Origin of the sequence: Neptuniibacter sp. SY11_33 (assembly GCF_047778025.1) — a bacterium.
Classification (GTDB): Bacteria; Pseudomonadota; Gammaproteobacteria; order Pseudomonadales; family Balneatricaceae; genus Neptuniibacter.
This window is the reverse complement of sequence record NZ_CP180543.1, coordinates 1,883,299-1,894,460: the sequence shown is the minus strand read 5'-3', so window position 1 is coordinate 1,894,460 and position 11,162 is coordinate 1,883,299. Positions and strand designations below refer to the sequence as shown.

The window sequence follows — 11,162 nt, the reverse complement described above, 5'->3', positions numbered from 1 at the left end:
GCGATTGTTAAAATGAAATTGAAATAGGTTTTATATTAAACAGCTATAAGTATCAAAATATAATACCAAGCTGTTTTATGAACTGGCCTGAAGATTGCTCACTATATGATCTGAACATAGATTCCTTGTTTTAATGGATTAACCTAGGCGCAGTTAAATATGTATATCTCCAGTAATTATCAGTCTTCTAGCTTAATAGGCACAAATCCGAATGACTCCGGACAAAATGCCTCTCTGGCAAACTCTGGCCGATCAGCCTCTGTAAACGGCAATACAGTGTTCTTAACGGAAGAAGCAAAACAGCTAAGCGAATCTGAGTCTATTTATACTCTCAGTACAGCAAAAGGTGACAAAGAGTACGATTTAGACAGTTATTTCCAAGCGAAGCCAACCCATGAAGGGGATGTCTTCGATATTGAGGGCTTGTTGCTGCCAAATCAGCAGAACGTAAGCGCATTACAGGATCACCTTTCAAAAGTGTTCCCAGATTTCTTATCCCGTCACAACATTCCAGAAGCACCAGAATCGATCAATTATGACGGTAAAGGCCAGATAGTTTTACCAGCTGATTACCCTTATGCCGATCAGCTTAAACAAGCACTGAAAGAAGAACCGGCTATCGCCAAAGAGCTAAGCACTGTTAATGCTTTAGCGTCGCACCTTGCGGCTTTCAAAGAGCTTGAGCCATACCGACAAGAGATGGATAAAGCCAATTCACAAGCAGAGATAGATGCCATTATCGAAAAATACAGTTATCTGCTGGGCGATAACCGACAGTACCCGTCAGTTGAACTCTCGTTCACTGAAGAAGGGAAACTAACAGTAACCAGTGAAGGCAGCGCTTTGGTTTGACTCCGTAAGTTAATACCAAACAATACTATTTAGAGATCTTTTTAAATAAGGAGTATTGCCACTGGCGGATAGCAAGCACCATGGTCGTACCACTTTTTTTCTGTTGCGGAGCAGAGTGGTCTTCCTGCATTAATTCGTTAAACTCTGCAGCGAGTCGCTCCATTTTCTTTTGCAAACGAGCATTGGAGCTATCGGTTAGGATCGCATTAGTCACGATCAGCTTTTCGTTAGCTTTATCGAAACGTGAGCTAAAGAAGTCTTGCTCAACCTTTTCTTGGAAAAACTGTTGGATAGGGCCATTTGGTAGCCAATGGAAATTGGGGGCAACCAGGAGTTTTACGCGGTTACCAGGCAGTAGGTCGATAATCTTAAGGCGATCCAACTTAGCCAGCTTTTGAATGCATTCCGTTTCTGGAATATCATAAGCATTGAGGATATCAGTGAACGTCATTCCACTAATCACGCTAACTGTGATCAATAATAAAATGAGATCATTAGCGATCTCTTTTTCTTGATCTCTGGTTAATTGAGTCAGTTGGCACTGGTCTTTACTCATCTTCTGTACAAGTTCAGATAGCTCGATATTGAGCATGTCGCAGATAGCTTCCAGTCTTGCAAGGGTAAAGTTCTTTTCCGCAAAAAGTCGCTTTACAGACGCTTCACTTAAATCAAGAATTTCGGCGACATCTAGGTATGTTTTACCTTGAGCTTTAAGTTCTCGTTTGAGTGTATCTATCAGTGGTCCAACTTGCGCCATAATCTATTCCTTAAGTTATGCTTCCAGCGATATTAACTGAACCGCTTTATATATTCACGATAAACACTGAGTTATATCGGCTCTTAACTGACAACACTTGTCTAAACTAGTAACTAAGTCTCATACTAGATTTGGAGTAGTTAGATGAGAGTAGGTTGGCTTATCTCCCTTTTATTTTTCACCAGCGGTTATACCTATGCCGATTCTCAAGTCTCGTCTCATGCTACTCAGTTTCTTACCCATAACCTGAAAAAATCCGTATATAAAGATTACTCTGAAGCAATAAGGGGTATAGAACACGCTGGACGGAGAGCGTTTAACCTTGAATTGGTTAGAGCTATGTCGGAATTGCGTAAGATTCCTTTCAACCCTGTAGAGGTGCCGTTTTTAAGAGGGGTGGATCTTGTAAAGCAAGGACCAAATTATGCAATCTTCAATATCAGTCGTAATGAAGAGCGCGAAGACCTGTTTAAATGGGTTGGCCCATTACAATCAGACAGCGTTCAGTTCTTCAAAAATACCCTATATACCAAGCAACTTACTTCTTATCTTGAGTTTACAGAAGAGGTCAGGGTTTGTGTGCTGCGGGGCAGCAGGCACGAGAGAATCCTGAAAGCTGAGACTCCTGTGTTGATCTTAGTAGCCAATAGCTACAACAGTTGTTTTAGGCTTCTTGCTGAAGGGCGGGTTGATTACACACCTGTTTCACTGCACGAAGTGTCCAATGTTTTTAAAACTAGCGGCGTATCAGAAAAGATCATCAAACTGACGCCAATCGTTTTATATCGAAGTGAGGGGTATATCGCTTTTTCAAAACAAACGCCTGATGAAGAGATACGGCTTTGGCAGCTCGCTTTGGATGAGCTTAAAGAACAAGGCAGATATAACCAGTTAAAGAATCGTTACCTTCTACCAAAAAACTAAGACTACTAATTTAACCTCATATCCTCAGAAAGCTCTGTTCGTAGCAGTAGTCACACCAGTACAGAAAATGTATAAAAAATACATTATCTGTGTCTTCATCATTCTAATGACCAGAAATAACATGTTAGTCAGTTGAAACTGAGCTTTGAGCATAAGTTTTTGAGTAACAAATTGTATTTTTTAGTGGGTATTAATGCATGAAGTACAGTATGAATGATCAAGATATTAAAAATTTATCTACAGATGCTGTGAATTTAGCAGGTACTTGTGCAGCGCGGTACGTAGATTCAATAAGAGATAAGCGCGTATTCCCAACGCAAAGCGATTTGGATGCACTTCGTAACTTTGATGAGGCCTTGCCTCAAAACGGTACTGCTGCAATCGATGTTCTTCAACAACTAGATTTATATGGTGCTAATGCAACAGTAGCCACTACAGGAGGTCGCTATTTTGGCCTAGTAGTGGGCGGTGCTACACCAGCGTCTATGGGAGCTTCCATAATGAATGCCGCTTGGGATCAGATCGCTATTATGGAAAATACTGCACCAACTGCAATCCATTTAGAACGCTTAGCGGCACAATGGATAGTTGATCTATTACATTTACCTAACGATGGCAGCGTAGGTTTCACGACAGGATCATCGGTTGCCAATCTTGTGGGATTAGCGGCAGCGAGGAATGCTTTGTATGAAAACCTTGGAATCAATATTGAGGAGTGCGGGCTAACAAATGCACCTCCTTTGCAAGTGGTTTTGTCTGAACAAGCCCATGTTACCGTCCATAAAGCGCTAAAACTGCTTGGATTCGGTACTAATCAAATGATTAAAGTGCCATGCGATAGCCAAGGCCGTATCAAACCCAATGCGCTGCCAGAAATTGGGCCTGACACAATTGTTTGTTTACAGGCAGGGAACGTTAATTCAGGTGCCTTTGATCCATTTGCGGAGATCATCCCAGAAGCTAAACAGAAAGGGGCTTGGGTACATATAGATGGTGCGTTTGGACTTTGGGCCCTAGCGTCTCCTGATAAAAAGCATCTAGCGGAGAGTGCTTGGCTTGCAGATTCATGGGCGGTAGATGCGCACAAATGGCTAAACACACCTTACGATTGCGGTATAACAATCTGTAGAAACCCAAAAGCAGTTCATGAAGTGATGACCACTGTGGCACCGTATCTAACCTCCAGCGAAAATGTACCGCCAAAGGATATGGTCCCTGAATTTTCACGTCGCGCACGAGGGGTAGAAGTGTGGGCTGCAATAAAAGAGATGGGACAAGAAGGAATCTCTGATCTGATCAATCGATGCTGTAACCATGCAATAACTCTAGCCAATGGATTGCAAGAGCTAGGGTATGAAATTGTAAATGATGTCGTTTTAAATCAAGTCGTAGCTACCATTGGCAACCCTGATGATATAAAAGCGATCGCTAAATTTGTTCAAGACGAAGGTGAATGTTGGTTTGGTACAACCGTGTGGCAAGGACGTACAGCGATCAGACTCAGTGTTTCGTCTTGGGCAACAACTGATAATGATGTAAAAAGAACGTTAGAATCGATTAAACGTGCGACAGAGTCCGTACTCAAATAGTAAATCAGCTTGCTTATTCTTTCTGATGGAGAAGTAAATTGTCAAAAACAGTCGTAATTACAGGTGCTAGCCGCGGTATAGGTTTGTCTTTCACCGCGTTATACAAATCTAAGGGGTATAAGGTTTTTGCTGCGTGCCGTACCTGTTCTCCTGAGCTGAAACAGCTAGGTGTTGAAGTCATTGATGAAGTAGATGTTGCAACAAATGAAGGTTTAGAGAAGTTAAAAACAGCTTTAACAGGCATTAAAATCGATCTACTGATTAACAATGCCGGTATTTTACGTAATGAGATTCTTGGCAATTTGAATGTCGAAACTATTCGCGATCAATTTGAAACGAACGCAATAGCGCCTCTATTGGTAACGGAGACGTTACTTGATAATTTAGCGGAACCGGCAAAGGTCGCGCTAATCACGAGCCGTATGGGTTCAATCACTGATAATACCAGTGGTGGTCGATATGGTTATCGTATGTCCAAAGCAGCGCTAAATATCGCGAGCATGTCCTTAGCACGTGACCTAGAACCTCGTGGTATAGCCGTAGCGATCTTGCACCCTGGACTAGTTGGAACAGAAATGATTGGTGGAGTAGGTGATATAACACCGGATCAGGCTGCAGAAAGACTTTCTCAGCGTATTGAAGAACTTAATCTGGAAAATACAGGTACATTCTGGCATTCAAACGGTGAAGTCCTACCTTGGTAACTAGTCGTTAAACGCTCGGGTAAATAGATGTTCTTCAGAACCAGGGGCGGGGATATAAAGCGCTGCAGGACGGCCTTTCCCGCCTTCGGGTTTACCTTCTCCTACCTCTTTTAATAGTTCCGCATTAGCTATGCGACGTCTAAAAGATTTCTTCTCTAGTTTTTTATCCATGAGGATTTCAAAAGCCTGCTGTAATTGCGTTAGAGAAAAAGGCGCTCTGATAATATGAATTGGAAGTACAGTATAAGCGGTCTTATTCTTCAGCCTTTCTCTGGCAGTATTGATTAGATTGTGGTGATCAAAAGCTAGGTCCAGTCCCGAAATTTCTTTAATCGGCCACCATTGGGCATCTGAAACAGCTTCGACAAAGCTTTCTGTAGGAGCATACGGGATTAAAGCCATATAAAGCGTAGTCACTGACCAGCCACGAGGATCACGTGATGCGTTACCAATAGTACTGACTTGCTCAAGATGCGGTGCATTAACGCCCGTTTTACTCAAAAGCTTACGTTTAGCCGTAATCTCAATAGTTGAGTCTTCATTTAAGTCTACAAAACCACCGGGCAGTGACCATTTCCCAACTTCTGGAGCTTGTGCACGCTGAACGAGTAGGATCTTTAGCTGATTTTCATGCAATGTATAAATAGCGACATCTACCGAATAGATGGGAATATCAAATTGCTTAGTATCGTACTGACTTAAATAAGCTTGATCTTCAGTCGATTTCATAATTTCTTAAAAACTCGCAGCAAAAGTTGACTTTGGTGGCATAAAGCCAATAATAAAAGGGCGTAGCAAATTACGCAACATACATTCTGATGGGAAAGACCTGTCAGCTAACATTTAACGGCAAGGAGCTTGCTGTATGCAAAATAAATACGACTTTGCGGTCTTTATTGGCCGTTTTCAGCCTTTTCACAATGGTCACTTACAGGTAGTGCGCGAAGGATTAGCCACAGCGGATAAGCTTATTGTATTAATAGGCTCTGCTTGGCAGGCAAGAAATCCACGAAACCCATGGAATCACTTTGAACGAGAACAGATGATCAGGGCATGTTTGAGTGAAACAGATAACGAGCGGTTAATCTGTTTACCTCTAATGGATGTTCCTTATAACGATGATCTTTGGGTTCGCAATGTACAAGCCACAGTTAATGGCTCGGTTACTGCACATCACACCAAACCACATCAACAAGCTTCGATTGCTTTAATTGGGCACAAAAAAGACCACACTGGTTTTTACCTGAACCTTTTCCCACAATGGAAAAATATTAGCGTTGAAAACTATGCAGGGATTAGCGCCACCCCAATTAGAGAACAATACTTCAGCCCATTAATCAACGAGTTACTCAAGATAGGTAATAACGAACTTTTACCCGATTCGATAAGTGAATGGCTAATCAACTTTGCTGAGAGTAATGAAGCCTACCAACAAATCGCCGATGAAATTGGGTTTGTGAAGAAATATAAACAAGCGTGGGAAGCAGCCCCGTATGCACCGACTTTTGTAACAGTCGATGCTGTTGTTATCCAATCGGGTCATATTTTACTGGTAGAAAGAAAGGCAAATCCAGGGAAGGGGTTATGGGCCTTACCGGGAGGATTTGTTGATCAGAATGAACGTCTTTTAGATGCTTGTTTACGAGAGCTTCGTGAAGAAACTCGATTAAAAGTACCAAGCCCTGTATTGAAAGGATCGATAAAACGTCAAGAAGTGTTTGATGAACCTAACCGTTCTGCCAGAGGGCGAACCATAACGCACGCTTTTCATATTGAACTAGAACCAAACTCTGCGCTTCCTAAAGTCAAAGGAAGTGACGATGCAAAATATGCGCGTTGGATTCCTCTAGGTGATTTAAAGCCACAAGAGATGTTTGAAGACCATTATTTCATAATCCAAGAACTACTCGGAACAAGCTAAAAACAAACTAACTTATGCATAATAAAATAATTGTTGATTTATAAGTGGCTATAGGCCACTATGTATTCATTAAGTGATTGCGAAGCACTTAAATAATCAAAATAGGTGAGCAGGGATTCTGCTTACTAGGAGTAAAACAGCATTGGATAGACCGATGCTGTCACACATAAGACAGGAGGAACTCCGTCATGAAAAACCTAATACTTAATACAGATTCCTACAAAACGTCACACTACGTTCAATATCCTCTAGGTACAGAATTCGTATCTAGCTATATCGAATCTCGCGGTGGTGTTTATGCAAATACGATTGTATTTGGCCTTCAGGCATTCATAAAAGCCTATCTAAGCAAGTCTGTCACGAAAGAAGATATAGACGAGGCAGAGATAGTTCTTACAGCGCACGGTGTTCCTTTTAACCGTGATGGCTGGGAATATATCTTGAGTGCCTACGATGGTTATCTACCTCTAGAGATTCAGGCAGTACCAGAAGGCACGTTATTACCGACCAATAACGTTATGGTTCAGGTAAAAAACACTGATCCTAAATGTGCATGGTTAACGAGTTATATAGAAACGGCATTACTAAGGGCCATTTGGTATCCAACAACCGTAGCGACAGTCTCTAAAAGTTGTAAAGCGATTATCAAAAGATACATGGAAGAAACTGCTGATAGCACTGATGGCCTTGCATTTAAGTTACACGATTTCGGTGCCAGGGGCGCAAGTTCAGAAGAATCTTCAGCGCTAGGCGCAGCCGCTCACTTAGTGAATTTTATGGGCACTGATACAGTATCAGGCTTATTAGCAGCTAAGCGTTATTACGGTGCCGACATGGCTGGATTCTCGATTCCTGCAGCAGAACACAGCACCATAACAAGCTGGGGTAAGCCAAATGAATCTGCAGCCTATAAAAACATGCTGAAACAATTTGGTGGTAAAGATAAGCTACTGGCCGTAGTAAGTGACTCATACAATCTATGGAATGCCATCGATAATATCTGGGGTGAAGAGCTCATCGAAGATGTTAAGAATATGGAAGGAACATTGGTTGTGCGTCCAGACTCTGGTGATCCAGTTGAAATCGTTTCAGAGACGATTGAGCGTCTAATGGCTAAGTTCGGCAGTCGCTATAACAGCAAAGGTTACAGAGTGTTACCGGACTGCATTAGGGTCATACAAGGTGACGGTGTAAATCTAGAATCTATCGCAGCTATTTTAGAGGCATTAAAGATTCGTAAAATAAGTGCCGAGAATATCGCTTTTGGTATGGGCGGTGAGCTTCTACAAAAAGTAAATCGCGATACCCAGAAGTTTGCGATGAAGGCGTCTGCAATTCAGATCAATGGAAAATGGCAGGATGTATATAAAGATCCGATCACAGATCCAGGCAAACGATCTAAACGAGGACGCTTAGCGCTTATTAAAAATGCTAATAACAATTTCTTAACCATTAGAGAAGATGAGCTAGGAGCAATGAACAATGAACTAATCACTGTTTATCGCAATGGAGATCTTTTAAAAGAATGGTCCTTTGAAGAGATTCGTGAACTAGCAGAACAACAGTCCTAACATATCTCTAACTATCAACCGAAAGAACAGCGTGCGCTGCGTTGTTCTTTACGGTACTTAGCTCCCAAATTTAATTTTTACGAAGCTCTCCGCACGATAATTTTAACTCCGCATATAAGGTTATATGTTCAATACGTATCTACACAAAGTAGGCGATAGCCATAGTTACATACTTAAATATCCTATTTAACATAATATATATTATGCGAAGTCGAATATACAGCAATAACAACGACTACAAGCCTTGCAAGCACTTGCTTTAACTAGCCTAAAGCGACTTTAAAATGCTTCAAATTTGATAAAAATGTAACATCAATAACCACCAATGGTATTACCTTTAATGCCTTCTATTAGCGGCAAGGAGCACCCAGATCTCAACCAGGAAAAAGCATTACATCCTATTACTAAATCGGGATCACGATAGAAAAACAAGATAGCTGAACTACGAGTGCGTAACGGGTATTTCAGCTGATTGGTAGCTACATAATAGTGCTGGATGAAGGTTTATGAGCTCACCTGTCACATCAGACTCGACGATTAAGATGGATGGCTCAGGCGCCATGCAGTGCATTTTGGCCAGAACCTCATAAGGCTGGTACTTATGGAGCTTGCAGCTATTGGATTCGTATAGATCAGCATCAAGCATGACGCTATCGCCTACAGAAATTTCATTCCAAAGAAACTCGGTTTCTAGGTGCAACTCTGTAAAGTCCAGTACGCTCATATCGATAACCTCGTTAAGAGAGTTACCTTAAGCTTGGACGATGTTGTGACGAATTGCGAGGTGAACTAGCTCAGAATTATTGCTAATTTTTAATTTTCTGAAGATGTTTGTGCGGTGGGCATGAATGGTTTTAGGGCTTAAAAACATCTCTTCAGCGACTATAGCTACCGTCCGACCCTCAGCAAGCAAAGAGAATATCTGCAACTCGCGTTTTGTAAGACTGCCGAGAGATGATCCGCCTGAAGAGTCTCCATTTATTCGTGAGCGTATCTCTTCGGTAATATACTCTTCACCCTTATGAATAGCCTTTACTGCCTCCAAAAGCTCATCAGGGGCGCATCTTTTAGTTAAAAAGCCTTTGGCTCCAGCATTTACTACATGAGCAGGAAATGGATCGGTCTCCATGGCTGTTAAAACCAGCACTCTTGCTTTTGGATCTCTCGAGATAATCCGCCGAATAGCCTCAAGACCACCATTGAGATTATTAGAAGCAGCCTCATCAGAATTTGAATCTGCAGGCATATTGAGATCCATAATCACGACATCGGGCTCATATTGCGAGTACATCTCGCAAGCCGATTGGCCGTTATCAGCCTCCCCTACGATTTCTATGCTTTCATCAGATATCAGCAGGCGCTGAAATCCAGCCCTAACTAAAGGGTGATCATCTACAAGCAAAATCTTAATTGGGGTCGACATATTCGCTTCCTAATAACCAGGCTGCTAATAGATATTTAAGCTGAAGTTTATTGCCTAATTATCTGATTTATATAATTTTTTATTCTAAATATCACTTGAAGGTGCTATTGCATCAGCACCTTTGTATACATCAAAGCTCTCAACATCCATGGCTCCAGCATTAGAAATTTCTTCAACTGGAATATGCGCAGGCAAGGCGACCAATTCATCACTGTAACCAACAAGCTGGACGCCTTCTTTCTTACAATGCCTTAGCACCTTCTCTAGTGCTTTAACAACCGCTACCTGCCTGCCATTAAGTTGTTCGCGCGCTATTCTTGGATCTTTGGGCTTACTTGTTACCTGCTTAATAGCATAGCCATCATCATCAAGAAGCTGAATTGTTACATTCTTTAGCTTTTCTTTAAGAAGAAGAGCTTTCGCCTGCTTGAAATCCTGCTCGCTATTACAGCACACAGCATCTTGAAGGCCACATTGATGCAAAGCATCAATGATTTCTTGATCTTGTGCCGATTCTCTTAAAACTATATCCATTTCAGATATTTACCTATAAATAGATAGAAATTAGTTTACCAGTACTAAGCACTATTTTATTAAAGATATGACCAGCAAGCTATGAATCAATTTCGCACAAAGCTTAATAAAGATTAACATCGTTAATAATATATAGCATCACTACTTTAGGATTCTAAGGTGCCGTTAGCATTTGCTTTAATTTTATCACCTCTAGCTGCAGCTCAGCCTTTTCACCCGCAAGAGCATCAATTGCTCTATTGAGTCTCTTATTCTCCTCTTGCAAGGTCCGATTCTCCACTTGAACCTCAATGTATTGATCGATATTAGAGCTGCCTTCAGACATGATCTCTGTCTGCTTCAGCTCTCTAGTAAGACGAGATATCTCCGAGTGACTCTCGATAAGCCTTGTTTCGCACTCTGCAATTTTTAGCAGACCTTCACCCTTCTCGTTAGAAAGCCTCTCATTGTCTTGAAGCAATCGAAGGCATTGAGCCCTCAACTCCTTCAGCTCACCGTGATCAGCAGAAGAGGCTTTAGATAACTCTCTAGCTCTCTCAGCAAATTCACTTTCCATAGCACTTCTTTGTGAATCAAGCTCCTTATTCGCATAAGCGAGCGCCTGCAACCAAAGCTTATTAGCACTATTGGCAACAGGCTCAGGAATGCTAGGGTTTCGCTCAACCTGATCAAGCCGCTCACCTAGCTCAGACCACCAAACGTTTAACGCCTTATTTATCGTTGTAATTGAGCCTGTTCCAATACGATCCCTAATGCTTTGCTGTGTTGGTTTTATACCTTCACGCAAAAGCTTATCGGCAGCCTCTTTCACCAAATTCTGCGTATTTTGTTTCATATAATATTCAATATGTATCAAATGATACATATTATTATATTCACATTCGCCT

General features: G+C 41.6%; 12 protein-coding genes. 6 read left to right on the top strand and 6 right to left on the bottom strand.

Annotation, left to right across the window (positions count from 1 at the left end):
• Positions 1 to 159 precede the first annotated feature (159 nt).
• Positions 160 to 852, top strand: coding sequence for a hypothetical protein (locus ACMXYV_RS08945; RefSeq protein ID WP_415888147.1), 693 nt, complete (start codon positions 160 to 162; stop codon positions 850 to 852).
• Between the two features lie 25 nt (positions 853 to 877).
• On the opposite strand, the gene ACMXYV_RS08940 is transcribed toward ACMXYV_RS08945, so the two are convergent.
• Positions 878 to 1,609, bottom strand: coding sequence for a helix-turn-helix domain-containing protein (locus ACMXYV_RS08940; protein ID WP_415888145.1), 732 nt, complete (start codon positions 1,607 to 1,609; stop codon positions 878 to 880).
• A gap of 144 nt (positions 1,610 to 1,753) precedes the next feature.
• Here ACMXYV_RS08940 and ACMXYV_RS08935 point away from each other — a divergent pair, with 144 nt between their 5' ends.
• The 3 genes from ACMXYV_RS08935 (at position 1,754) to ACMXYV_RS08925 (ending at position 4,826) form a co-directional block, all read left to right on the top strand.
• Positions 1,754 to 2,533 carry a substrate-binding periplasmic protein gene (locus ACMXYV_RS08935; protein ID WP_415888144.1) on the top strand — a complete coding sequence of 260 codons (780 nt, stop codon included), beginning with the start codon at positions 1,754 to 1,756 and terminating at the stop codon, positions 2,531 to 2,533.
• Positions 2,534 to 2,742: 209 nt separating this feature from the next.
• Entirely contained in the window at positions 2,743 to 4,122 is a 1,380-nt protein-coding gene (locus ACMXYV_RS08930) for a pyridoxal phosphate-dependent decarboxylase family protein (protein WP_415888142.1), read from the top strand.
• Between the two features lie 38 nt (positions 4,123 to 4,160).
• Positions 4,161 to 4,826 carry an SDR family oxidoreductase gene (locus tag ACMXYV_RS08925; RefSeq protein WP_415888141.1) on the top strand — a complete coding sequence of 222 codons (666 nt, stop codon included), beginning with the start codon at positions 4,161 to 4,163 and terminating at the stop codon, positions 4,824 to 4,826.
• On the opposite strand, the gene ACMXYV_RS08920 is transcribed toward ACMXYV_RS08925, so the two are convergent.
• Positions 4,827 to 5,555, bottom strand: a complete 729-nt coding sequence (locus ACMXYV_RS08920) for an NrtR DNA-binding winged helix domain-containing protein (RefSeq protein ID WP_415888140.1) — start codon at positions 5,553 to 5,555, stop codon at positions 4,827 to 4,829. It lies immediately after the preceding gene.
• Positions 5,556 to 5,691: 136 nt separating this feature from the next.
• Here ACMXYV_RS08920 and ACMXYV_RS08915 point away from each other — a divergent pair, with 136 nt between their 5' ends.
• Both ACMXYV_RS08915 and ACMXYV_RS08910 read left to right on the top strand, forming a co-directional pair.
• Positions 5,692 to 6,747 carry a bifunctional nicotinamide-nucleotide adenylyltransferase/Nudix hydroxylase gene (locus tag ACMXYV_RS08915; protein ID WP_415888139.1) on the top strand — a complete coding sequence of 352 codons (1,056 nt, stop codon included), beginning with the start codon at positions 5,692 to 5,694 and terminating at the stop codon, positions 6,745 to 6,747.
• Positions 6,748 to 6,935: 188 nt separating this feature from the next.
• The gene (locus ACMXYV_RS08910; protein ID WP_415888138.1) at positions 6,936 to 8,318 is read left to right on the top strand and encodes a nicotinate phosphoribosyltransferase; all 1,383 of its coding nucleotides are present in this window, start codon (positions 6,936 to 6,938) and stop codon (positions 8,316 to 8,318) included.
• A 442-nt stretch (positions 8,319 to 8,760) separates the two neighbouring features.
• On the opposite strand, the gene ACMXYV_RS08905 is transcribed toward ACMXYV_RS08910, so the two are convergent.
• The 4 genes from ACMXYV_RS08905 to ACMXYV_RS08890 form a co-directional block, all read right to left on the bottom strand.
• Positions 8,761 to 9,042, bottom strand: coding sequence for a hypothetical protein (locus tag ACMXYV_RS08905; protein WP_415884744.1), 282 nt, complete (start codon positions 9,040 to 9,042; stop codon positions 8,761 to 8,763).
• A 27-nt stretch (positions 9,043 to 9,069) separates the two neighbouring features.
• The gene (locus ACMXYV_RS08900; RefSeq protein WP_415888137.1) at positions 9,070 to 9,741 is read right to left on the bottom strand and encodes a response regulator; all 672 of its coding nucleotides are present in this window, start codon (positions 9,739 to 9,741) and stop codon (positions 9,070 to 9,072) included.
• An 84-nt stretch (positions 9,742 to 9,825) separates the two neighbouring features.
• Positions 9,826 to 10,275, bottom strand: a complete 450-nt coding sequence (locus tag ACMXYV_RS08895; RefSeq protein WP_415888136.1) for a response regulator — start codon at positions 10,273 to 10,275, stop codon at positions 9,826 to 9,828.
• Positions 10,276 to 10,429: 154 nt separating this feature from the next.
• Positions 10,430 to 11,110: a DNA-binding protein gene (locus ACMXYV_RS08890; RefSeq protein WP_415891411.1), complete on the bottom strand. Its 681-nt coding sequence runs from the start codon at positions 11,108 to 11,110 to the stop codon at positions 10,430 to 10,432.
• Positions 11,111 to 11,162: the final 52 nt, after the last annotated feature.